Source organism: Ureibacillus aquaedulcis, from assembly GCF_030418165.1.
Classification (GTDB): Bacteria; Bacillota; Bacilli; order Bacillales_A; family Planococcaceae; genus Ureibacillus; species Ureibacillus aquaedulcis.
In genome coordinates this window covers 221,094-246,032 of sequence record NZ_JAUHTQ010000004.1, presented here as the reverse complement: position 1 = coordinate 246,032, position 24,939 = coordinate 221,094, and the positions used below count along the sequence as shown (strand labels likewise).

23 protein-coding genes are annotated in these 24,939 nt (G+C 37.3%); 9 read left to right on the top strand and 14 right to left on the bottom strand.

Annotated features, from left to right (window positions below; translation table 11 throughout):
* Positions 1 to 11 precede the first annotated feature (11 nt).
* Positions 12 to 1,178, bottom strand: coding sequence for an acyl-CoA dehydrogenase family protein (locus QYB95_RS08160; protein WP_301137821.1), 1,167 nt, complete (start codon positions 1,176 to 1,178; stop codon positions 12 to 14).
* 521 nt (positions 1,179 to 1,699) lie between these two features.
* Entirely contained in the window at positions 1,700 to 2,218 is a 519-nt protein-coding gene (locus QYB95_RS08155; RefSeq protein ID WP_301137820.1) for a hypothetical protein, read from the bottom strand.
* Positions 2,219 to 2,386: 168 nt separating this feature from the next.
* Between QYB95_RS08155 and QYB95_RS08150 the strand changes: the two genes are divergently transcribed.
* The 5 genes from QYB95_RS08150 to qoxD all read left to right on the top strand — a co-directional run bounded on the left by QYB95_RS08150 (position 2,387) and on the right by qoxD (position 6,703).
* Positions 2,387 to 2,527 carry a hypothetical protein gene (locus QYB95_RS08150; RefSeq protein WP_301137819.1) on the top strand — a complete coding sequence of 47 codons (141 nt, stop codon included), beginning with the start codon at positions 2,387 to 2,389 and terminating at the stop codon, positions 2,525 to 2,527.
* A 359-nt stretch (positions 2,528 to 2,886) separates the two neighbouring features.
* Positions 2,887 to 3,807: a cytochrome aa3 quinol oxidase subunit II gene (gene qoxA / locus QYB95_RS08145; protein ID WP_301137818.1), complete on the top strand. Its 921-nt coding sequence runs from the start codon at positions 2,887 to 2,889 to the stop codon at positions 3,805 to 3,807.
* A 70-nt stretch (positions 3,808 to 3,877) separates the two neighbouring features.
* Positions 3,878 to 5,824, top strand: a complete 1,947-nt coding sequence (gene qoxB / locus QYB95_RS08140; protein WP_301137888.1) for a cytochrome aa3 quinol oxidase subunit I — start codon at positions 3,878 to 3,880, stop codon at positions 5,822 to 5,824.
* Positions 5,824 to 6,420 (top strand): cytochrome aa3 quinol oxidase subunit III, encoded by a 597-nt coding sequence (qoxC, locus tag QYB95_RS08135; protein WP_301137817.1) that lies wholly within the window; start codon positions 5,824 to 5,826, stop codon positions 6,418 to 6,420. Before qoxB ends, qoxC begins: the two co-directional genes overlap by 1 nt.
* A 1-nt stretch (position 6,421) precedes the next feature.
* The gene (qoxD, locus tag QYB95_RS08130) at positions 6,422 to 6,703 is read left to right on the top strand and encodes a cytochrome aa3 quinol oxidase subunit IV (RefSeq protein ID WP_301137816.1); all 282 of its coding nucleotides are present in this window, start codon (positions 6,422 to 6,424) and stop codon (positions 6,701 to 6,703) included.
* A gap of 60 nt (positions 6,704 to 6,763) precedes the next feature.
* Here qoxD and QYB95_RS08125 read toward each other — a convergent pair whose 3' ends face one another.
* Positions 6,764 to 6,967 (bottom strand): hypothetical protein, encoded by a 204-nt coding sequence (locus QYB95_RS08125; protein WP_301137815.1) that lies wholly within the window; start codon positions 6,965 to 6,967, stop codon positions 6,764 to 6,766.
* 284 nt (positions 6,968 to 7,251) lie between these two features.
* Here QYB95_RS08125 and QYB95_RS08120 point away from each other — a divergent pair, with 284 nt between their 5' ends.
* The 3 genes from QYB95_RS08120 to QYB95_RS19305 all read left to right on the top strand — a co-directional run bounded on the left by QYB95_RS08120 (position 7,252) and on the right by QYB95_RS19305 (position 11,327).
* Positions 7,252 to 8,370, top strand: coding sequence for an S-layer homology domain-containing protein (locus tag QYB95_RS08120; protein WP_301137814.1), 1,119 nt, complete (start codon positions 7,252 to 7,254; stop codon positions 8,368 to 8,370).
* Between the two features lie 258 nt (positions 8,371 to 8,628).
* Positions 8,629 to 10,581 (top strand): methyl-accepting chemotaxis protein, encoded by a 1,953-nt coding sequence (locus QYB95_RS08115; protein ID WP_301137813.1) that lies wholly within the window; start codon positions 8,629 to 8,631, stop codon positions 10,579 to 10,581.
* 443 nt (positions 10,582 to 11,024) lie between these two features.
* Positions 11,025 to 11,327, top strand: a complete 303-nt coding sequence (locus QYB95_RS19305) for a DUF7010 family protein (protein ID WP_425609189.1) — start codon at positions 11,025 to 11,027, stop codon at positions 11,325 to 11,327.
* Between the two features lie 217 nt (positions 11,328 to 11,544).
* Here the strand turns inward: QYB95_RS19305 and QYB95_RS08110 are convergent, their stop codons facing one another.
* The 11 genes from QYB95_RS08110 to QYB95_RS08060 all read right to left on the bottom strand — a co-directional run bounded on the left by QYB95_RS08110 (position 11,545) and on the right by QYB95_RS08060 (position 22,926).
* Entirely contained in the window at positions 11,545 to 12,612 is a 1,068-nt protein-coding gene (locus QYB95_RS08110) for an Ldh family oxidoreductase (protein ID WP_301137812.1), read from the bottom strand.
* A complete protein-coding gene (locus QYB95_RS08105; RefSeq protein WP_301137811.1) occupies positions 12,612 to 13,688 on the bottom strand; it encodes an Ldh family oxidoreductase in 1,077 nt (358 codons plus the stop codon). Before QYB95_RS08105 ends, QYB95_RS08110 begins: the two co-directional genes overlap by 1 nt.
* A gap of 3 nt (positions 13,689 to 13,691) precedes the next feature.
* On the bottom strand, positions 13,692 to 14,657 hold the full coding sequence (locus QYB95_RS08100; RefSeq protein WP_301137809.1) for a hydroxyacid dehydrogenase: 966 nt from the start codon (positions 14,655 to 14,657) through the stop codon (positions 13,692 to 13,694).
* Positions 14,658 to 14,739: 82 nt separating this feature from the next.
* Complete coding sequence (gene kdgD / locus QYB95_RS08095) at positions 14,740 to 15,678, bottom strand: 5-dehydro-4-deoxyglucarate dehydratase (RefSeq protein ID WP_301137808.1); 939 nt, start codon at positions 15,676 to 15,678, stop codon at positions 14,740 to 14,742.
* 42 nt (positions 15,679 to 15,720) lie between these two features.
* A complete protein-coding gene (gene garD, locus QYB95_RS08090) occupies positions 15,721 to 17,250 on the bottom strand; it encodes a galactarate dehydratase (protein WP_425609188.1) in 1,530 nt (509 codons plus the stop codon).
* Between the two features lie 107 nt (positions 17,251 to 17,357).
* Positions 17,358 to 18,365, bottom strand: coding sequence for a tripartite tricarboxylate transporter substrate binding protein (locus QYB95_RS08085; RefSeq protein ID WP_301137806.1), 1,008 nt, complete (start codon positions 18,363 to 18,365; stop codon positions 17,358 to 17,360).
* A gap of 23 nt (positions 18,366 to 18,388) precedes the next feature.
* Positions 18,389 to 19,909: a tripartite tricarboxylate transporter permease gene (locus QYB95_RS08080; RefSeq protein ID WP_301137805.1), complete on the bottom strand. Its 1,521-nt coding sequence runs from the start codon at positions 19,907 to 19,909 to the stop codon at positions 18,389 to 18,391.
* Between the two features lie 12 nt (positions 19,910 to 19,921).
* Positions 19,922 to 20,425 (bottom strand): tripartite tricarboxylate transporter TctB family protein, encoded by a 504-nt coding sequence (locus QYB95_RS08075; RefSeq protein ID WP_301137804.1) that lies wholly within the window; start codon positions 20,423 to 20,425, stop codon positions 19,922 to 19,924.
* Positions 20,426 to 21,359: 934 nt separating this feature from the next.
* A complete protein-coding gene (locus QYB95_RS08070; RefSeq protein WP_301137803.1) occupies positions 21,360 to 21,629 on the bottom strand; it encodes a hypothetical protein in 270 nt (89 codons plus the stop codon).
* 311 nt (positions 21,630 to 21,940) lie between these two features.
* The gene (locus tag QYB95_RS08065) at positions 21,941 to 22,045 is read right to left on the bottom strand and encodes a YjcZ family sporulation protein (protein ID WP_301137802.1); all 105 of its coding nucleotides are present in this window, start codon (positions 22,043 to 22,045) and stop codon (positions 21,941 to 21,943) included.
* Between the two features lie 254 nt (positions 22,046 to 22,299).
* A complete protein-coding gene (locus tag QYB95_RS08060; RefSeq protein WP_301137801.1) occupies positions 22,300 to 22,926 on the bottom strand; it encodes a nitroreductase family protein in 627 nt (208 codons plus the stop codon).
* 265 nt (positions 22,927 to 23,191) lie between these two features.
* Here QYB95_RS08060 and QYB95_RS08055 point away from each other — a divergent pair, with 265 nt between their 5' ends.
* On the top strand, positions 23,192 to 24,934 hold the full coding sequence (locus QYB95_RS08055; protein WP_301137800.1) for a B12-binding domain-containing radical SAM protein: 1,743 nt from the start codon (positions 23,192 to 23,194) through the stop codon (positions 24,932 to 24,934).
* Positions 24,935 to 24,939 lie beyond the last annotated feature (5 nt).

The window sequence follows — 24,939 nt, the reverse complement described above, 5'->3', positions numbered from 1 at the left end:
GCAAGAAGCTGTTATAATAACTCCCCGACTTTTGCATGACCTTTTAATAGATTACGTGCAATTGTGCGGCGTTGAATCTCGTCAGTACCTTCAAAAATACGATATAGTCTTAACTCTCTATACCAGCGTTCAATCGGCAACTCTTTTGTATAACCCATTCCTCCATGAATTTGCAGCACACGATCAACAACCTCGTTTGCCATAATTGCGCCATTTAATTTAGCCATCGATGATTGGTGACGAGCATCCATTCCATTTTCAGCCATCCATGCAGCTTTGAACACAATCCATTTAGCTGCTTCAATCTCTACAGCCGAATCAGCAATCATCCATTGGATCGCCTGACGTTCAGCTATTGGTTTTCCGAAGGTTACACGTGTTTTTGAATAATCGATGGCCATTTGCAATAGTCGTTCTGCAGCCCCAATCGCTCCTGCCGGAATCATATACCGACCTTGACCAATCCATTGCATACCTAGGTTAAACCCTTGACCGATTTCTCCTAAAATATTTTCTTCCGGAACCCGTACATTATCAAATACCAGGGTTGCCGGTCCCCATTCTCCCATTGTATAAATATATTCCGATTTCCAACCCATTTCTCGGTCTACAAGGAAACAAGTTACTCCACCATTAGCACCTTTTTCTTTATCGGTAACGGCAAAAACCATCGCAAAATCTGCTTCATTCCCATTTGTAATAAATACTTTTTCTCCGTTTAAAACCCAATGATCGCCATCTTTGATCGCCTGCATTTGGATGCTTCTCGCATCCGAGCCAGCGCCTGGTTCCGTCAAAGCAAAGCAAGATCGTCTTTCTCCATTAATAGTAGGAATCAAATATTTCTGTTTTTGTTCCTCATTGCACAGATATAAAATGTTGTCGGCTGAACCTCCAAAGTTAAATGGTACATAGGTTCTTCCCAATTCCATTGCAATCAATACCGACATAATCGGTCCCAAGTCAGCTCCACCATATTCTTCAGGCGTATTAATGCCCCAGAAACCAATAGCTTTAGCCTTTTCTCTTAATTCTTTTACTTTTTCACGCGAGATACCCGGTCTGCCTTCTCTTTCGTTTTTCAAAACTTCTTGTTCCAACGGTTTAAGTTCTTTATTTACAAAATCTCTAACAGTTTTTTGAATCATTTTCTGTTCATCAGTTAATGTAAAATCCATACAAATACATCTCCTTAGTACTAAATTTATTTGAGTATAAAATTGTCAAACAACATTCACAATTTCTTAGAATACTCATTTACAACACGGTATGAAGATCGAAACCTACTTATGCAAAAAAATAAAAGCGTTTTCATTTTTTATTTAATGGTTATCTTGTTTAATGGGGAAAATGAAAAAAAGGCTGGTATACGCCAACCTTTTCAATAAGATTTTTTAGCTTTCCAAATTTCAAATATATAGTATATTGCAATCCCCTCATGGCCCCATTAGCTTAAATATTCCAGCAACATTACCTCTTTAGCAAATTTTGTAATTCGCCATATCTTGAATGATATTACATTTTAAATTTTAATTTCATCTTTTGATTTTGTAATTTTTTGAGCTTCTAAATTCGTATGTAGAAGTTCATTCCAGGTTTCCAAATAATAGAGGTCAGTGATGCATACCCGAACCTCCAACTAATTGGAGCATTTAAAATTAGGCAGTAATTACCGATTTTGTGTTGGCTGTCTCATTTGCTAATACGAACTTGTTGGATGATAGACACTGATGAAAAACTGCACCTGACTCGGGGAAAGTGCCAATGCTCTTAAAAATAGGGCATTTTGAGCAGTTAATGCCAATTCCGAACGGGCTGGAACAATTTCTTCTACCAACACCTCTTCATCATCTTCTATACTTATCAAGACATCGTTTTCAGATAAATTTCGCGCGATTACAGTAATCAGAAGTGGTGCACGCATGGGTGACGCTGGAGCTGCATAAATGAGTGTGTAATCCTGATTTTTAGGTGCTTCTTGTACCGTTTCTGATTCGTGGAAAAAAACGGAGGAATCCTCAAATTCCGATGACTCTTCAATTTTTTTTGAATCATTATTTTCTTCAATAACCAATTTTTGCGCCTCGCCGATCATCGCATTCACACAAAAGTTTTGACCGATGATGAGCGAATTTCTCTCAAAAATCACTTCGCTTTCAATGCGATTACTCCCGCGATCATCATTTGTATCTTTATTGGTATTCCAGTCCAAACCCATTTTCAGCCCTCCTTCTATTTACTAGTTAATGCTGTTTGCACATAATTGGAAGGGCTAATAGCTTAATATTCGAGGAAAATTTTAGCAAAGGTGAGTTCCTGATTGATGCCTTGCGAATGAATCGCAATCCAAAAAAAGTGCAAAATACAAAGACGGAGGTGAAGAAATATGGCTAAAAAATCTAGCACAACATTCAGGAACATGAAAAAACCAAAGAAACATAACAGCCGCGAAGAGATTTCCCAGGAACAAAATTTTGACAGGGCGTTAAAGAAAATTGAATTCCAGGACAATAAAATTAACGATTAGCTTAAAGTTATATCAAAAAAATTGAATATCAATTTCATCATGTACTGAAAGATCTCTTTTAAAAAGGGATCTTTTTTATTTCTATATAATATATTTTCCATACCAATTTAAAGTAATGCCTGTTTTCAACATAAAAAAAGGAAAATGAACGCGTTTTCATACCAGTTTTTAACATTTCGGTATAGTTATTGATAAATCGTGAACTTTATGTGAATAACTTTTGAATAAGAGGTGAACCTTTTGTGAATTCATCTTAAAAACAGAGATTTTACTATTCCTATGATTAAAATAGAGTTATAGTGTTGGAGGAAGTCGATGGGTGATTTTCTTTTGACGAATAAGGGAAGGTGAATATCTTTATGAGAAAAAAATGGACATTATTAACGTCCATGATGGCACTTGTCTTTGTACTGGCTGGGTGTGAACCACTTTTAGTATTAGATCCGAAAGGACCACAAGCCGAAAGACAAGCAAATGATATTATGTTATCAATTGGCATCATGTCTGTTATTGTAATCGTTGTCATGGTTATCTTGGCATATATCTTATTTAAATATCGTGCTTCAAAACAACCTGATGATTACGAACCGCCACACATTCACGGAAATAAATGGGTTGAAATCGTTTGTGTTGGTGTTCCTATATTAATAGTAGCTTATTTATCATTTGTCTCAGTAAAAAGTAATTATATTGTTGAATCAACACCAGAAGGTTATGAAAATCAAGAACCCTTAGTTATATACGCTTCCTCTTCTGACTGGAAATGGCATTTTAGTTATCCTGAAGAAGGTATCGAAACTGTGAACTATCTATATATCCCGACTGACCGTCCTATAGAGTTCAAACTTTATTCTTACGGTCCGATTACAAGTTTCTGGATTCCGCAACTTGGCGGTCAGAAATATGCAATGTCCGATATGGTCACTACATTACACTTAGCTGCTGATGAAGCTGGTGAGTATATGGGACGAAATGCAAACTTTAGTGGTAAAGGATTTGCAGAAAATACGTTCAATGTAACGGCTATGTCTCAAGCAGATTATGACGAATGGGTGGATGAAGTTCACGATACAGCTAAACCACTTACAGAAGATGAATTTGAAACATTATTAGAACCTGGTCACCTTGGTCAAATGACATTCACAGGAACACATTTGGAATTCAGTCCTGCTCCAGAGCATGCACATAACGAAGTTTCTGATGAAGACAGCGATGAAAGTCACGAACATTCTAATCACGAAAATCATACTGAAGAAGAAACAGATCACAGCGGTCATTAATTTGAAAAGATAAAACCAGGGTTTTATAGATTGGTATTTTATCTTGAAAGGAGAAAAAAGGATGGAATTCTTGGAATTCTTTGAGCGTTTTGCTATCCCTCATCCAAGCCCGGCTATTTATGCTTCAATGGTTGCCATTGCTTTAACTAGTATTGGAATTGTTGCAGGCTTAACATATTTCAAAAAATGGGGCTATTTATGGCGCGAATGGTTAACAACAGTCGACCATAAAAAAATCGGGATTATGTACTTGGTTTCTGCCCTACTAATGCTCTTCCGTGGCGGTGCAGATGCGATCATGATGCGTGCCCAACTTGCTACACCCGATGCAAAATTACTTGACGCACAACACTATAACGAGATTTTTACTACTCACGGTGTTGTAATGATTATCTTTATGGCGATGCCATTCATCTTTGCATTTATGAACTTGATCGTGCCCCTGCAAATCGGTGCACGAGACGTGGCCTTCCCACGATTAAATGCTTTAAGCTTCTGGTTATTCTTTGCCGGAGCTATGCTATTTAATATTTCATTCGTAGTCGGTGGTTCACCGGATGCAGGCTGGACTTCATACTTCCCTCTTGCAGGCAATGATTTCAGTGAATCAGTAGGTACGAACTATTATATGCTAGCAATCCAAATTTCAGGGATCGGTTCGTTAATGACGGGTATTAACATGTGTACAACGATTTTAAAAATGCGTGCACCTGGTATGACCCTTATGAAAATGCCTATGTTTACATGGTCTGCATTTATTGCGAACGTAATTATTGTTTTCGCTTTCCCTGTATTGACAGTTGCTTTAATCATGGGTACAACAGACCGATTATTCGCAACGAATTTCTTTACTACAGAAAGCGGCGGTATGGATATGCTTTGGGCCAACTTCTTCTGGATTTGGGGTCACCCTGAAGTATATATCTTAATCTTACCGGCATTCGGATTATACAGTGAAATCATTTCAACATTCTCAAGACGTAACCTTTATGGCTACTCATCAATGGTTTGGTCAATGATTCTAATTTCCTTGCTATCGTTCTTGGTATGGACTCACCACTTCTTTACAATGGGTCAAGGAGCGCTTACAAACAGTATCTTCTCCATTACGACAATGGCGATTGCTGTACCGACAGGGGTTAAAATCTTTAACTGGTTATTCACGATGTGGAAAGGGAAAATCCGCTTTACGGTCCCGATGCTTTATTCAATTGGTTTTATCCCACTGTTTACTATTGGTGGGGTTACAGGAGTAATGCTTGCAATGTCAGCGGCAGACTACCAATATCATAATACAATGTTCTTGGTTGCCCACTTCCATAATACAATTATTCCTGGTGTAGTATTCGCTATGCTAGCTGGTTTAACTTACTATTGGCCAAAATTCTTTGGCTTTATGTTAAATGAAAAAATCGGTAAAGTTACATTTTGGTTATTGACAGTTGGTTTCGTACTTGCCTTCTTCCCTATGTATCTTACTGGTTTAGATGGTCAAGCACGCCGCATGTACACTTATTCTGAAGCAACTGGTTTCGGACCATTAAACATGCTGTCATTCATCGGTGCTGCTCTAATGGCAATCGGTTTTGTAACTATTGTTTATAATGTTTACTATAGCTTTAAAAACTCATCAAGAGATATCGGCAGTGACCCATGGGATGCTCGCTCATTAGAATGGGCTACTCACACGCCAGTACCAGAATACAATTTTGCTAGAACACCACAAATCAGTTCAAGTGAAACATTCTGGGATTCAAAGAAAAATGGCCATGTATTATTCAAAGGTGAAATCGAAGAAATTCATATGCCGAATAATAGTGGAGTTCCATTTATTATGGGTATTATCTTCTTCATTGCAGGCTTCTCATTCATCTTTGCTTTATGGGTTCCAGCAGTGATCGGGTTAATCGGTATCTTTGTTTGTATGGCGATGCGTTCGTTCGAAAAAGATCATGGACGTCATATTTCCGTGAAAGAAATTAAAGAAACTGAAGAAAAGCTTGGAGGTGCAAAATAATGCATATCGATCATTCGCAGCCTCTTGAGTATAGTACTCAACAAAATCAGTTAAATATACTGGGGTTCTGGATTTTCTTAGGTGCTGAAATTATGCTGTTTGCTACCCTCTTTACTGCATACTTCACACTTGAAGGCCGTACTGGTTCTGGTCCGACACCTGCGGAGATTTTTGAAATCACGCCAGTTTTGATTGAAACGTTTGTTCTTTTAACTAGTAGTTTTACAATAGGACTTGGTATTCATGCTATGAGACTTGGTCGCAAAAATGCCATGATGACATTCTTTGGCATTACCCTTCTACTTGGTCTATGCTTCCTGGGAGTAGAGGTATTTGAATTCATGCATTACTACCATGTTGGAGCAACATATCAAACAAGTGCTTTTACAGCAGCACTTCTTACAACGTTAGGAACACACGGTGGGCACGTAACTTTAGGTTTATTCTGGGGAACTTTTATCCTTCTTCAAGTAAAAAAACGTGGATTAACACCTGAAACAGCAAATAAATCATTTATCTTCTCTCTTTACTGGCATTTCTTAGATGTAGTTTGGATTTTCATCTTCAGCTTCATCTATCTGAAAGGAATGATGTAATATGAAAGAATTATTTCCTGCAAAACAGGTAGTAGGCTTTGTTGCCTCTTTAGTCCTAACTGCTGTAGCATTATTGGTTTATTTCACTGATATGACATTTACAGTAGGCATGACCATTCTTTTAGCAACAGCCTTTATCCAAGCATTCCTGCAAATTGTTGTATTCATGCATGCTGGTGAATCCAAAGATGGTAAATCCATCTATACAAATATTTTATATGCAGTATTCATCGCACTTGTTACCGTTTTCGGAACTCTGCTGATACTTCTTTGGGATATGTAAGATATTAAAAAAAGCTTGAGATCTTTTCTCAAGCTTTTTTTTATTTATTTATACTATGATTTATTCTGCTATACTTCGTTCTGTTTTTTTAGATTCATGCTCTGACAGTAGATGTAAAAATAGGAACATAATAAATAAAGCGCCACCGCATTTCGCAACTTCAATTCCATACCAAATCGAAAAGTTTACAAAGAAACTAGCAACAACAAGAATTATACCTAGAACCACAAGCATCCCAGAAAGTTTTGTGTATAAATTAAACATTTTAGAGCCACTCCTTCTTGGATTATTTATATATATTATACCCCCCTTTTCACAATTTAGCCACATTTTATTAACAAATTCGTCACATTTTATTCAACATTTATTCAAAATTTAGTATTGACAGTAATTTTCAATTTATTTTACTAAGTTAATCCCCTTTCTTTAAATCTGTCACTAAGTTAACAAACCCTAATTACCATATATTCCACATAGTATTATTTTTATTATTCATGTAAACTTCAAATGTTAGTAAAAGTTTAATAGAAGAAAGTGGAGGAAGGTCTTTGAAAGGATTATATGTTTTTTTAACTTCTCTAGTAGTATTTGGTTTCTCTGTTACGCCGGCATTAGCAGCAGAAAAATCCATCGATCTTTACTATTCCGATGATGTTGATTACGATCATTGGGCATACGATGAATTGGAACGCTTCCTGAATGCGGACATCGTTGACGGATATGTAGAAAGTGAAGAATTTGAGGAAGACGGTGAAGTATATGAATACTCATACGTCTACTTGAAGCCAAATAATACAATTACTCGTGCTGAATTCACAAAAATCTTGGTTTATGCGATGAATTTAAATTCGGACATCCCTGGCAAATCATTTCCTGATGTAAAACCAACAAACTGGTATTATGTGCCTGTTAAAGTTGCCAGCAGTCTTGGTATTATTAACGGAACACCAGACGGCAGTTTCCGCCCGAATGATAAAATTACTCGTGCCGAAATTACGGCAATGATTTATCGTGCATTCGGGACAACGATTAATTTTTCAGGAACTGGTAAAGTATTCTCAGATGTACCTCAGGGAAATTTCGCTTATGAAGCGATTAGGAAAACAGCCGCTGTTGAGATAATCAAAGGTTATGGGGATGTATTCAAGCCAAGCAATAATGCGACACGTGCTGAGGCTATCGTAATGATTGACCGTGCCCTACATTTACAACCTGGTTCTGATGAAGATAAACTTGCAGTTGTACAAACAGTTGCCCGTAATATTCAAGAAGAAATGACCCTCACTGAACAGCAAGATTCAAAAGCTTTGGAAGCCCTATATCGTGACACAACAATCGGTTACTATCTAGCTGCTTCTCTGGAAAGTCTGGATACTGAAGATTTGATTGAAGACATGGATACTACATTCACGATGGAACAAGTTGGTGAGCATTCAATTAATCCAGCTTCCGTAAACAAGAATTTTGCTCAGGTGCGCATTGAAGATCTACGATATAATATGTCCATGACGGCTCCAGATATGTCATTTAATATGACAGTAGACCTATCTGGAACAGCTTATCTAAAGAAAAGCAATGACGGTAAATGGAAAATTTACAACATAGTTTACGACGAAGAGGCAAATGGAGAGAATTGGGAAGAAGTTGCAGCCTCTGAAATCCAATAATCATTTATACTAAAATTAGGACTAAGTTCAGTAATTGAACTTAGTCTTTTTTCTATGAAAAAATTGATACTCCTCTTCCCTTCTATTGGACCATAATTCATAAACCTAAAATTGATTTAAGCTCTTTAACTTATAAAAAATATTATTTTTTGAAAATTATACTTTTTTAAGAGAATAGATATTATAATTATTACATTATAATATCTATTGTAAAGATTTGATTAAATTATAATATCTAGAACAGAAGGAGAATGTATAGTGAATATCTTTTCAAAATGGTCGATCAAGAATCGATTAATTCTTTCATTTATTATTATTTTAATTGTTCCAACCTTTTCTATTGCTATAATTTCTTATAATAGTGCAAAAAATCAGATTGAAACTGAACAGATTGCAAGTGCTGAAGCTAGTCTTAATTTAGTTAATGGGAATATAACATCTACCATACAGCCAAAGCTTGATCAAGCTACATTTTTTGCCCAATACATAACACAACAAATGACTGAGTCCAACATTGGAAAATTGAATTCTTTATTAGATGAATATCTGGCTCTTCATCCTGAAGTAGCAATCGCATATGTCGGGTCAGAAGAAGGCGAAATGTTCCGCCGCCCTGCCTATACGTATGATTCAAGCTATGATCCACGTGAACGGCCATGGTACATAAAAGCAGTGGAAAACAGTGGAACTGCCATCGTGACAGAACCATATATTTCAACTAGTTCCGGGGAGCTGGTCGTGACAGTTGCTAAACAACTTGAAGATCAATCGGCTGTCTTTGGTATGGATATAAGTATTCAACGGTTGGCAGAATTGACTAATTCCGTAAAAATAGGAGACCAGGGCTTTATCATGCTTCTTGATAACGCCAACAATTACATTTCCAAACCAGATACTGAGAGCGGAACTCCCGCAGAAGAAACTTATTTAAATTCAATCGATTCGAATAAAGGGATTTTTCAAAATGAAGAGAATTCGGCAGTATATTTTGTTAATGAACTTACTGGATGGAAAATTGTTGGAACAGTTTTCAACTCAGAGGCTAATGATGCTGCCAGCAGAACATTGCTCTTGAATAGTATGATTGCACTTGCCGCATTGGTTATCGGCACGGGATTCGTCTATATCATTATCCGTTCAATTGTAAGACCCCTACGTATTTTAAATGAAAAAACAAGAATTATAAGTGAAGGTGACTTAACCGTTAAAGTAGATCATTCTTCCAAGGATGAAATCGGACAACTTGCTTCTTCCTTTGATGCAATGCGTGAAAATTTACAAGCATTAATAAAACAAGTGAATACCAGCGTTCAAAGTGTTCGTGAGTCCTCCCTTTCACTTTCTGAAAGCTCAAATCAAACCATTGCAGCTTCGGAACAAGCATCACAAACCGTTCAGGAAGTAGCTTTAAATTCAGATCATCAATTAAAAGGAAACGAGCAAAATGTTTTCGTAATGGAAGAAATGACTAGTAAGGTGGTTGAAATTGCCGACAATGCAACGGAGGTTGCAAAACTTTCGGAACACGCCATGCAAACAGTGAATCATGGAAATACAGCAGTTCAAAATACCGTTTCTCAAATGCACTCTATTAATGATTCGGTAGCGCAATCCGATCGAATGATCAACTCATTATCAAAGCGCACTCAAGAAATTGGAACTATCTTGGATGTTATTAAAGAAATTGCAAATCAAACTAATCTACTGGCACTTAATGCTGCCATTGAGGCTGCAAGAGCAGGTGAACATGGTAAGGGCTTTGCAGTAGTGGCCCAAGAAGTTCGCAAATTAGCAGAAAGCTCACAACAATCAACAGAACAAATTAATAATTTAATTGAAGGAATCCAGCAAGACACTTTAGATTCAGTAACTTTAATGAAAAAAGCCATCATAAATGTCAACAAAGGGTTGGAGCTAACCGACGATACGTCAGCCAAGTTTAAAGAAATTTATGAAGGGTTAAAAGAAATCTCGCCAAAAATTACTGGAATTTCGTCGACTTCACAGGAGATTGCTGCTTCTGTAGAAGAAACAACTGCAACAGCTGTTTCATTAGTAGATCTAGCACGAAATAATGCTTCTTCCGCAGAAGAAGCTGCAGCATCCACACAAGAAATTTATGCTTCTATGGAAGAAATGGGTGCCGCTGCACAAACACTTGAACATATGGCTGATGAATTACAATCTTTAATTAATAAATTTAAAGTATAATATCTAAAGAAACAGCTGGACCTAAAATTGGTCCAGCTGTTTTCTTTTTGATTGTGTTTCAATTTCCTGCTTACTATTGCTTACTAGAATACATATATACTTTTTTACTAAATTATTATCGGGAAAGTAAATAGATAATTTATGCTAAAATAGATTATAATAGCATAACAAAATTTTAGAAGAGTTAAATACTAACAGAGTTTAAAGGGGATTAAATTTATGGATTTATTGACAATGAAAAATGAACTATCTCTTAAGAGCAAAAACGGTACCTCCTTCTTGTTATGAGGGGTAATAATATGGGGAATCATCACCGACCTATTCCTAACAATCATTTGAAATCAATATGAAGAATATATTTGCTTTGTATTCTACAGGCTTGATGTTTCCGCTGGCAGTTTTGGAAGGCTAAGAGCAACCCACTAGGAAATTTAGGCTTAATTTTGAACCTCGCACAGTTGGTTTATTTTCCTTTAATTTCTTGGGTATTCTTTTCCAATCCAAACGATGCACTTATATTCTTTGCCCTCATTACGAGTGCGCATTTCTTTCCTTATGGTTGGCTGTATAATACCAAAGTCTATTACATTCTATCTCCCCTGTTGGTTTTGTTGGTTTTTTTCGTTGGTTTGATTTTGAATGATGCATATTTATGGGTAATTCCATTGACGATGTTCATTTCTCTGTTGATTCTAAATTTATTTCTATTAGTAGATTACAAGAAAAAAAGTGTCTATGATATCTGACTTTACTAGGGATTTGAATTCTACAAACTGAAGAACACATACATTTGAAAAGAGCCATAATCCTCTTAAAATAGGAGGTATGGCCAATGATAAATATGTTTCGGCAATACCACACCTTCTCCTCTTCGCTTCCTTAATTTATCTTATACATCAATAGAGAATAAGCATGATTTAGTTTTTAGGCTTCTTTGACATTCACCCCTGCCACAGCTTCTGTTTATCTTACTTCATTCAATATATGTTCATACTGTTCCACGTTAACATTATATTTTTTTGCTAATGAAATGAGTTCCAAATAAATTTCCTTATCCAACTCTATACCCTTTTCGAGTTGTTCGCATTTTCTCTCATGTTCAATTTGACCAGGGTACATGACACGATTAAAGCCCTCCATGGGTTCTGAATTAACGATCTGGTCGATTCGATCTTTCATATTTTTATAAAAATCATCTAAATCGATAAACTTCGAAATATCGATTGTTCCAAAAAGATGACCTAAATTTTGAGGGATATCCTCTTCATATTGTCTTGGCACACCACTTCCAAAGTTGGCACCTGTTAATACGCCTGTGATTATATCAACCATGATCGCTAAGCCGGAGCCTTTCGCACCCATAGGCAGAATATAGCCCTGTAACGCTTCTGTCGGGTCTGTTGTTTCATTTCCATCAGCAGTGATGGCCCAGTTATTGGGGATTTTTTGATTTAACTTTTGCGCCAAATTAATGCGCCCCCTCGCTGTGATTGCTGTCGACATATCGAGGGTCACAATAACATCTGTCCCTGTCGGTATACTTATACAAATCGGATTTGTTCCTAAAGATGGTGTTTTTCCGCCATAAGGAACCATAAGACTTGAGGAATTCGTAAATGCAAAACCAATCATATCTTTTTTCGCAGCCATTTTTGTATAGTAAGATGCAATGCCGAAGTGATTTGAATGGTTTACTGCTCCAAAACTTACGCCATATAATTTGCCACGTTCAATACACTCCTGCATGGCCTGCTTCCCTGCTACCGCACCCCAGCCATTATGGGCATTCCAAGTAAAAGTTGTTATTTCATCTCGTTCTGCTTCAATTTCAGTAGTTGCTGAAATCAAATTTTTTTCTTGTCTTACTAGGTAATCAAATACCTTGGTCACTCCATGAGAGGAGACACCGGTCAGTTCAGCTTCAATTAGATTATCAACGATGATTTTTGCTTCATGAAGTGGGACTTTACAGGAAAAAACTTCTACACAAAGAGAAGACAAGATATCCTCTTTTATAATAATTTTTCCCATCAGATTTCACCTCCAATGGCTGAAAGCAATTCTTCTATAAATATTGCATCCACTTCATATGTTCTCGCCAATGAAATTAATTCTTCCAAAACAGCTTTATCCAAAGGAATCCCTTCCCGACTATTTTTCTGATACGTTTCATACGATTGCTGACCCGGCATAACCACCCGATCAAACCCTTCCATTGGTTCTGTCGAAACGGTCTCATTTACTTTGACTTCGATTCGTTCATAAAATTTGTCCATATCTATGAAACTTTCAATATTCATGGTACCAAAGAGATGACCCAGTTTTTGAGGTTCATTCCCTTCAAATTGGGAAGGAATATTGGCACCGAAGTTTGAACCAGTTAATATCCCCGAAAGAATATCCAGCATAATGGCCATACCGGAACCTTTGGCGCCAAGAGGCAACAAATACCCTTTCATCGCTTCTTCTGGATCTGTAGTATCTTCCCCATCAATCGTAATGGCCCATCCATTTGGAATGGGTTTCCCATCTCTTTGTGCGATTGCAATTTTGCCTCTTGCTACATTACTCGTCGACATATCCAGGGTTATTATAAAGTCATTTTTCGTTGGAACACTCATACTGAATGCGTTTGCTCCAATGCTTGGTGTCTTGGCTCCAAACGGCACCATATAATTCGAGGCATTCGAGCAAGCAAAACCAATCATTCCTTCTTTGGCAGCTTTCATTGTATAATACCTTCCAATTCCAAAATGATTGGAATTTTTGACACCAACGAAACTTGCGTTAAACGTCCTGCTTTTCTCAATACAAAGATCCATTGCTTGCACAGAAGCCACTTGACCCCAGCCGTTATTCGCATTGAGTAGGGCAACGGCATTCATGTCACGCTCTAATTGAATCTCCGTTTTGGGCTCTATAAGTTTACTATTTAAGCGATCCAGGCTGGCTTTTAGTTTAATAACACCGTGGGAGTGGACTCCATACAAATCGGCAAAAACGAGAGAATCTGCAATAATTTCCGCTTCTGAACGATTTAATGGTTTTGCCAAAATTTCTCTGCACAACGATTGTAATGGTTGTTGTTTGACAAGCAATTTCCCCATATACTACCTCCTCGCTACTTGTTCGTTCAGGCTGAAAGATGGCTGATTTCCACATTTCACATCGACTATTTGAGTAGCCGTTACGATCGCCATATCCCTCATTGCATCAATTGTCAAGGCTGCAACATGCGGTGTAAGTACAGCTTGCTCTACAGAGTACCATCCTTCATTAATGTCAAAGGGCTCCCCTTCAAATACATCTAATGCCGCCCCGGCAATCACTCCGTTATGAATAGCAGTCAAAACCGCCTGTTCATCGAGAATGCCTCCTCGTGCGGCATTGATTAAATATGAGGTAGGCTTCATGTGTTCGAGCTCCCTTTCACCAATTAAGTGATGGGTTTCAGGTAGATAAGGTACGTGAAGAGAAATAAAGTCCGCACTCTTTAGTAACTTCTCCAATGAATCTTCAAGGTGGATATACTCTTCATTCAATTCCTTGACGTACGGATCATAGGCGATAATATTCATTCCAAATCCAAAGTGGCACTTTTGCGCCACCAGCTTTCCGATATTTCCGAGACCTATGAGTCCTACGGTTTTATCTTTCAGCTCTATACCTAACAAACCATTACGTTTATTAAATTGATTTGTTCTGACTGCAATTTGCCCTTCATTTACGCGTTTTGCCAATGCCATCATAAGCATAACAGTATGTTCAGCTACAGAATTAATATTGGATAATGGTGCGTAGCATACTTGAATTCCTTTTGAAATGGCATACTCCACATCAATTTGGTCAAACCCGACACCATGCCTAGCGATGATTTTTAAATTTCTGGCCTTATCGATCATTTCTTTTCTAAAATTTGTTGTCCGAAGAAGAATAGCATCGACTTCTTCTATATATTTTTCAATTTCCTGTTCAGAATCATTCGGTAAACAAATAACCGTACAATCGTGTTGTTCAAAAATATCCAACGCTTCCTGAGAAACGGGTAAAGGAATTAATACTTTAAATTTTTCCATTTTTCCACATCCTTTTAAAAATTAAAGAAGAGATATAAAATTATCTCTTCTTTCCCATGGTGACTATAATTCGTTTTGTCAATTAATTGGAACTTACATTTCCGCCTGGTACTTCGGCATATTTTTCTATTGCCCGTTCAATAATTTTGGCCAATGCCTCATAGTGTTGTTGTTCCACTGGAGCAATAGGCGGACGGACATGGGTATCGACTGAAAGACCGACAATATTCATCCCCGCTTTAATGAGGGATACGGCATACCCTTTCTTTTGTTTTCTGATATTGTGAATAGGGAATATTACGTCTTCATATATTTGTTTTACTTTTTCATGATTGCCGCTGATTAGCGCATTCAAATATTGACGAGATACAAAAGGAATATAATTTGAAATTGCAGATGAGTACGTATCAAAACCTATATTCAAATAAGTCGGCATTGTCACTTCCGCCAGCGGCATTCCATTGATCCATGCCAATCGATTTCCTAATGCTTGGGTAAATTCGACATTTGTTTCAATATTGCCCACACCGTCTTTGAAGCCGACCAGTTGAGGTAATTCGGCTAATTTTTTCAGTGTATCCAGCGTTAGAATACAGTTATCACGTTGGTATACAATTGCGTTTAAGTCTGTGCTCTTAATAATCATTTTTAAATATGCAAAGATTCCATCCTGTGAAGGATCGATTAGATATGGTGGTAATATTAAGTACCCCTCTACCCCATGTTTGGCAGAAATTTTTGTCTGTCTCAAAGCTTCCGTGATCTTACCGCCAACACCCGTATAGATAGGTACCCGGTTTTGCACCACTTCTTTTGCTTTAATAATGAGTTGTTCATACTCCTCTTCACTGATGGCATGAAATTCCCCTGCCCCGCATGCAATAAATATAGAATTCAAACCATTTTCGATTAGAAATTCTATATTTTTTTGAAAGCCTTCATAATTTATGGATAGGTCCTCATTCATCGGCGTTACTGGGAAACCTAATATCCCTGTAGGAATCGGTCGTTCAACTGTCATTTTAATTCCACCTTTTCAATCGTAATATGGTTAGACATACATTTACGTGATGGGAGCAGGATTAAATAATGTTAGATCATTTGTAATCCCCCAGTGATCGCCCCACGTTTTTTCCTCACCACTTGCAATGCGAATAATAGATTCGAAGATTTTTTGACCTACTTCCTCCAATGTTTCCTCGCCAGTCGCAATAGTCCCGGCATCTAGATCAATTAAATCGTGCCATTCCTTTTTTAATGAGCTGCGCGTAGAAACTTTAAGTACCGGTACTACAGGTAAGTTATATGGAGTCCCCCTGCCGGTTGTAAAAACTTGAAGATGAATGCCGGATGCGGCTTGAAGGGTCCCGCATACGAAATCACTTGCAGGTGTAGCCGCAAATACTAATCCCTTTTGCCTTACTTTTTCTCCTGGAGCAAGTACATCCACAATGGGTGATGTACCAGATTTTACGACAGAGCCCAACGCTTTCTCTACAATATTGGAAAGTCCTCCTCTTTTATTGCCTGGAGTTGGATTTGCGCTTCGGTCTGCACTTCCTTTAGCTAAATAATCATCATACCACTTCATTTCCCTGATTAAAGCCTTTCCAACTTGGTCATTTATTGCTCTGGGTGTTAGTAAATGAATGGCATCCCTTACTTCTGTTACTTCAGAAAATAATACAGTTGCTCCGGCTTTAATGAATAAATCGGAAGCATAACCTACAGCCGGATTTGCAGTAACACCGGAAAAGGCATCACTTCCTCCACATTGGACTCCGATAACCAGATCACTAATCGGACAATCCTCCCGCTTGCGGACATTTAATTTTTTCAGTTTTTCTTCAGCCATTTCCAAAATACTTTCCACCATATTTTGAAAACCGGTCTTTTCTTGCAGCAGCAATATATTTTTTGCATCATCGGTAATCACCGAAGCCTGTAATTTTTCGCAACCTAATCCAACGACCATTACTTCTCCGCCAAAGTTGGGATGTGTCGATAGATTCGTAATCGTTCGAATCGGAATATCAGCGTCTTCAGCTTGAATCGCGACACCACAACCATAAGCGTGTTTTAAAGCAACCACATCATCGACATTTTCATATAGAGGAAGTAGTTGTTTTTTTATCTTTTCAACCGCGTATTCAAGGACTCCAACGACACATTGCACACTCGTAGTAATCCCTAGAATGTTCTTTGTCCCAACCGTGCCATTGCTATTTCGAAACCCTTTAAAAGTGCGCTTTGTTGGTTCTATTAGTATCTCTTTAATATTTGTACCAATATCTAAGTTTTCAAGTGAAGGCGGTGTTGGCAGTGTCAACATTGACTCTTTAATCCAGCTTCCTTTTTCGATACGTTTAACCGCATAGCCGATAATTTCGTCATATCGCCTTATCATACCGCCTGCTTCCACTGTTTCCAGTGCAATTTTATGACCTTGAGGAATTTTTTCAATTGCTTCTATGCCACTATCAAACCTGGCTCCCTGTTCCACTCCTCTATCATTCACAACAATTGCTGTATTATCACTTGGATGTACTTTTATATAGAGCGGTTTTGTTCCTACAACCATTTGCAATCCCACCTTGAAAAGGTTTTTCCTTCAATCTGTAGTAGACTATCCAGAGCTGGATAGTCTACAATTTGCCTATCAGTTTCCAATTATTTTTTAGGTATCAACCGTAAATCCGTTTATTGAGCGGCGTCAAGCAATGCCTTATATTCTTCTGTTGTTTTTTCAAAATGCTCGAATAATTCCTCAGGGCTCAGATAGTTTGCATTTAATAAGTGAGGTTCGATTTCTTTCTGGAATTCCGGATTGTTCGTCACAATCTCTAATGCTTTACTGAATTTATCCACCACTTCTTGAGGAGTATCTTTAGGGAAGCCCCAATAAAAGAATTTATCAAATTTCAGGTCAACACCTTGTTCAACAAAAGTTGGAACATCCGGTGCACCAGCAAGTCGTTCTTCTGACATAACACCTAGTGTACGGAAATCTCCGGACTCAATATACTCTTGCACTAATCCCAACTGAGTTGGAATGATATCAATTTGTCCACCTAATAATGCCGTAGTTTTTTCTGAAGCACTTCCAACATCGACAATTTTAAACTCAGTATCAGTCAGATTCTGGAATGCCAACAGCTGCAAGTGAGTAAATGCACCAGTTTCTGTTGCAATCGTAATTTCGCCTGGCTTTTCTTTCGCTGCATCAATTAATGATTGCAGGTCTGTAAATTCTGAATCTGCATTGACAATAAATGAGTTTGACAAGTCTGTAATTGCCGAACCAGCCAGTTGATAATCTTCAAATCCAAAGTCCGCCAATTCTAGCAAACTATTAATGATTGTTGAGTTATGGAATGCCAATACATTGTACCCATCAGGGTCTGCATCCAATACTTGTTGTGCACCAACCGTACCACCTGAACCATTTACATTGCTTACTACTAAATTGCCATCCAATTCCTCTGCCAAATATTCAGCAGTAATACGAGTATTTCTATCAGTATCCCCGCCTGCACCAGCTGGAACTATAATATTAATAGGTTTTGTTGGATAGTTTGATTCGCCCCCGTCAGAATTACCACTACTGCTGCTAGTGCTAGTGCTGCCTTCATTACTGCTGCTGCATGCTGCTAATAACATTGACAGCGCTACCAAAATGACCGCTACTAATTTAAAACTTTTTTTCATATCCCATTGCCCCTTTATGTTTTTTATCCTGCTATATTAGCAGATTTGTTCATACGTGATTTTCTTTCTTTTATAACACTGAACACAATCGATAAAACTGTAGCTAGCAAGAACAACCCGGAAATTGGTTCAGTCACAAATGGCATGAAGCTTCCGTCTGATAATTGCAATCCTCTTCTTAAATTCGTTTCTAATAAAGGTCCCAAAATAAAACCTAGAATTAGAGGTACAAGAGGGAATTTTGTTTTAACCATTAAATATCCAAGGATTCCAAAACCTAAAAGTGCAAAAGCATCAAACAAACGATTATTTACCCCAAACGCACCTACTACGCATAGTGCGATAATAATCGGATAAAGGTAATACTTTTCAATACTAAGCATCTTTACAAAACCACGCATACCTAGGTATAGGAGAATTACCATAAATATATTGGCGATAAATAAAGCCGCATAAATCGAGTAAACAATTGGACCGTTCTGTTCGATAAGAAGCGGTCCCGGTTGAAGACCGTGAAGCATAAGGCCTCCCAATAACATGGCCGTAACCGTATCACCTGGTATTCCAAGTGATATTAATGGAACCATATCTCCCCCAATAGTGGCATTGTTTGAAGCCTCTGAAGCTACAACTCCGTCATCTATACCTGTGCCAAATTTTTCAGGATATTTTGATTGTTTCTTCGCAGTCCCGTATGCGACTAGATTGGCAGTTCCGCCTCCGATACCTGGTAATATCCCGATACCTAAACCAATGATAGTTGATCTAATGAAGTTCCATTTCTGCTTCCAGAAATCTTTTAGCGGCCATCCTAATCCTTTAATTTTCGCCTGATCTATATTTAATTGACTGCCGGGAGTGCTTATTTTGTTTTTGTTTTCTATTATTTTCAGCATTTCCGATATCGCAAATATACCTATTAATACCGGCAGCATATTAAAACCGGCGGAAAGTTCGTTCATACCAAATGTAAATCTTGGATATGCATCAATTGGCGCAGATCCAACAAAAGCAAATGTTAATCCAAGTAGAGCAGCAATAAGCGCTTTTAATAATGAACCCTCTGAAAGACTTGAAATTAAAGTTAAAGCAAGAAGTGCTACAGCAAAAAACTCAAAAGGTCCAAAATTTAAGGCGAATTTTGCTAAAGGCTCCGCCACTAAAACCAGAACAATGATACTGATTAATCCTGCCCAAAATGAAGTGATAATGGATATCCCAAATGCCCTGCCTGCCAATCCTTTTTGAGCCATTGGATATCCATCGAAAGTGGTCGCTACCGATGATGGAGTACCGGGAAGATTGAGCAGTACAGAGGGAATAAATCCTCCTGATGATCCCCCGATATAAAGTCCTATCAACAACGCAAATCCTTCAACCGGGCCCATTCCATAAGTAATTGGCAAACAAATTGCAACTGCCATAGTCGCGGATAAACCCGGTATCAATCCGAACATTAACCCGAGAAGTGTTCCGCCTAAAATCAGCAGCATCGTGTGAAAATTAAGAACAAGCGAAAACCCCTCAATAATTAAATCAAACATAATTCCCCCCCCTTAACCTAAAATTCCTGATGGCAGCATTAAATAAAATACATTTCTGAAAACAAAATAAATAATTGTTGAGGAAAGCACCGAAACTAATCCTATTTTAATGTGGTTCCTTTTATCGGCAGGTGCCATTAAGTAAATCTGGATATATAAGTAAACAGTAGTAGCTATTAAAAATCCTAAAGAGGGCAATACTATTAAATAAAGGACAATTAATATAAGAGTAGTAATAACTAATAAATAAATTTCCTTTTTACTTTCCTTTTGCGGAACACTTTCAATTTCCTCTGCTATTTGGATTTCCCCTTCCTTTTTCTTCTGCACGTATGCTTTGATAAAAAGGGAAATGCTAAGTATAAATAGTGTGATCGCCACAATTCTAGGCAAGAATTCTGGTCCTATATCGGAAACAGTCATTGCCCTGAATGAAAAAGTAGCAATAAAAAGAATAATTGAAACCGCTATCAAAACTATGCTTGATATCATGTCTACAGATTTATTTTCATGCATTTGTTTGTCACCTCCTTTTCCTGAGCTGATGAAACCTTTAATCGATTGTTCAAAAATATCAACTTAATACGCTAATGGGATTGGAGTTGGCTGATCATTCTATGTTGGAAACTTAGCGATTACCTAAAGAAACCTATATTGGTATATCCGCATGTGGTGACGGTTATATAACTGCTTCAAAGAGAAAAAAACAGAAAGAGAATTAACGTTACTCACCCTCACTACGCTAATCCAATAAAAAATTGTGCTGCTAACTTAAGAGGAAAAGTAATAGTAAGACTAGATAAATAGAATCAAATGTAAGTGTTTACATAAAAATGATGCTTGAGTAATATTTCTCACTATTCTAATTTTTCTAAATTGTAAGACAATAATACACCTCAAGTCAATCCATTTTTTTTGCACTAAACAGAAAAAATATTGTTCTAATAAGAAAATTAAAGCATAAACGATACAGTTTTAAATATACAAGCATATTATTCTTCTCTTTATTCATTATTGAATAGTTATGAAGTTACTATAGGTTACTTCCAGCTAATAGCTAAAAATAACAAAAAGAGAAGCTGTCAACTTCCCGTTCATTTTTCCAATATAGGTATAAAATTATATATTTATAGTAAATTATGAAAAAATTATGATGGAGGAGAAAAAAATTTTTTGAGTTGGTTTTAAAAATCATACAAAAGAAAAAAATATTTTAGCTGTTCCTAAAGACTTAGAATACTAAAAATCTTGATAACACAGATGAATAAGATAAGGAGTAAAATTTGAGGAATTTAGCCTATGTGGGTGCTTCGTCAAAGATTAATCACGCAGATGAAAAGCGTTTTTCAAAAGCTGAGGCGTCCAAAAATTCTCTGGACGCACCTTTATAGCTTGAAACAAATATAAAAGAATCATAATTAAAGAATTATTAAATTATATCCTTTAACCATTAATCTATTGTTTTCTTAATTATTGAGATTAACTGTTCCTTTTTTATAAAACCCTGCCGATATTGGAAGAAGGCGTCATTAAATTGATTGATTTCGATCCAATGCTCGTTTTCGCCGCCCAATGACCTTATGATGAGTTTTTCCGTGCGTATAATTAATTCTCCTAAAAATTGATTCCCCTTTAAACTGCTGACGATTTGAAGCGCGTCATTCATCTTTCGCTCTTTTCTGATCAAAATATCATAGAGCTCTAATAAGTCCTCAGTCATACATTCCCTTCTCTCTCTTTTTGTCTTCTGTTTTATGATTGATTCGGTTATTTATTTTCCCTCTTATGGTAAGTAAAAACTAACAATTTTAAAAAGTTCTTTAACCTTTTTGAATTTTCCCTGCTATACTTTTTGGAGATTCAATGAGTTCCTGACTTTTGCAAAATCTACCGTATCTTATTTCCCTGCTACTTGTTACTTAAGAACAGCAAGTGTTCCCAGAATTCATATCTGGATTGACTCGATTGCATAGTGGTTGTATGTAACAGTAAAAAAGACCAGGCAAAAACAGCCTGGTCTTCCCTGTAAAATTAATAACCCATGAACGATGCACCAACAATAATTAGTAAAATAAACAGTACAACGATTAATACAAATTGATTGTTGTAACTGCCTCCCTCGTAGTTATAAGACATCGTTTCACCTCCCTAGTTAGGATACTTTATAATATGGAAGATTCTATTTGTTGAATGTGTAAACGTTTAGTTATTAAAAAAATAGTAATATTAGCAGAAAAACATTAAGAAAACACCGATAGGAAGCAAACTTTTTTGTGCATTAAAAAAGCAGGTGGAAATTTTCCCGCCTGCAAAAGATTATGGACAAAGACAAAGCATCACCTTTGCCTACATTTATTAGGATATCTATAAAATAGTAGATATGGTAATTTTTAAAGGAACTTCACTATTTGTTCAACCGGCAAACGTGATGATCCGTATGCAGGAGCAGCTGCTTCGCCAATTGCAATCAGTAGAATAGGTATTTCATTTTTCGGCAAGTTAAATTTTTCAGCGAACTTAGCTTTGTCAAAGCCACCCATCGGCACGGTATCATAACCCATGTCTTTTGCCAATAACATGATTTGCATCGATACCAGTCCAGCATCAAAATGAATTAGGCTCGCTAATTTTTCCTCAGGTAGGTTACCATATAAGGATACCGAATTTTTTATCATCAAATCAGCAATTTCTCTGCTCATGAAGCCTTCTGTATAATTAGCATCATAAATTTGTTGTGCTTTTTTGTACATTTCCATATCGCCAAGGACCGCAATAATCGCTGAAGATGTTTCGACTTGTTCTTGATCATTTGCAATGTGGCGCAACTCTTTTTTTAGCAGCTGATCGTCTATCACGATAAAGCGCCATGGCTGCATATTGCTGGATGAAGGTGCTGAAATGGCATTTTTCAATAATGTTTGTAGTTTTTCCCGAGCAATTTCAACACCCTCTTTATATTTTCGAACCGATTTTCTCTCATGCATCAATTGTTGAATTGTTGTTAGTGTATTTACCATTTTAGGAACCTCTTTCAATTAATTTATTTATAATGTCACTTTCGTATAGATTCATCAATTTATTTAATCAAAATTGTTTGACCCGTCAATTATTGACTAGTCAATTATAGTGCAAAAAGGCGATAAAGCAAACAAATAGGAGATAAAATAGATATTTTTTTTGAAAGAACTCCCCTCCCCCTGTAAAAACGTATAATCTCTAGACGTTGACCATTAAAAATCGTATAGTTATATCTTGATAAGTGTCTAAAAAGGAGATTCATTAATGAATATAGTTTTAACAACCTTGAACGCCAAATATATCCATACGAACTTGGCGCTGCGTTATTTAAAGGGTGCTGCACAGCCTGAATTTGATCCAAAAATCATTGAATATACAATTAAAGATCCAGCTTTTAATATTGTTTCCGACCTGTATCAATATAAACCGGATGTCGTGGGATTTAGTTGTTATATCTGGAATATTGAAGAGACGATCGGGGTTATCCGAATGCTCAAAACTGTTTCGCCGAATACGAAAATCATTTTGGGTGGACCGGAAGTTTCCTACGATGTACATGATTGGTTACGTCGTATTCCGGAAGTTGATTATATTGTTATGGGGGAAGGCGAACTTTCCTTCAAAAACTTGCTGCAATATCTTAATGGAGAAATTCCGTTGGAGGATGTTCCTGGGATTTGTTACTTAAAGGATGGGAAAATGAAGATTCATGCCCAACCAAAGAAAGTTGATTTGCGTGAGTTGCCAAGCCCCTATCGATTTGAAGAGGACCGTGCTTCACTGGGCAAGCGAATCCAATACATTGAGACGAGCCGTGGCTGCCCCTTCTCCTGCCAATTCTGTCTTTCTTCTATAGAAGTGGGAGTTCGTTATTTTAACCGAGATAAAATCAAAGAAGAAATTCGATACTTAATGGATAATGGAGCCAAAACGATTAAATTTGTCGACCGTACATTTAACATAAGCCGCAGCTACGCCATGGAAATGTTCCAATTTTTAATCGATGAACATAAACCAGGTGTTGTGTTCCAGTTTGAAATAACAGCGGATATTATGCGTCCGGAAGTTATTCAATTCTTGAACGACAATGCACCTCGTGGAATATTCAGATTTGAAATTGGGGTTCAATCGACAAATGACTTAACAAATGAGCTTGTGAAGCGCCGTCAAAATTTTGAAAAGCTTAAACGAACTGTTACCATGGTGAAAGAAGGCGGCAAAATAGACCAGCATCTAGATTTAATAGCAGGTCTTCCAGAAGAAGATTACACTAGCTTCCGTCAAACATTTAACGATGTGTTTGCCATGCGTCCGGAAGAACTGCAACTAGGCTTCTTAAAGCTTCTGCGCGGTACAGGACTACGAGTTCAAGCTAAACAATATGGCTACACTTATGTAGATCTGGCACCTTATGAGATATTCTCAAATAACGTTCTTACCTTCGATGAAATCATACGGATTAAACATGCAGAGGATGTTCTTGAAAAGTATTGGAATGATCATCGCATGGATTATACGATTGAATACCTAGTGACGGAAGTCTTTGAAACGCCATTTGATTTCTTCCAAAACTTCGGTACGTACTGGGAGCAAAAAGGATGGTCTCGCATCGGCCATCAGCTAGAAGATCTATTTAAGCGCCTTGAAGAATTCCTAGCTACTCAAGCTAATGTAAACCTGGAAATTGTTCGCAGCCTAATGCAGCTGGATTATCTGTCGAAGCAGCAATTCCAGCCCCGCAAGCTTTGGTGGGAAGAACGTGTCTCCCGCGATGTTCAAAAACAAATCTATTCTTTATTAAAAGAAACACCAACCGTAGCCGGAGAGGAATTTGCACAATTCGATTTAAGTGAAAAGGAATTCTTCAAGCATTCGCTTATAATACCATTTTCCATTGATTATGACCCATTACAAAATGGCCAGGTAGTGGCAAAAGACGGCTACTTACTCACATATTTCCGATTTGGACAAGCACCTTACTTTGCGACTCTGCAAAAAGCACTATAAGAAGA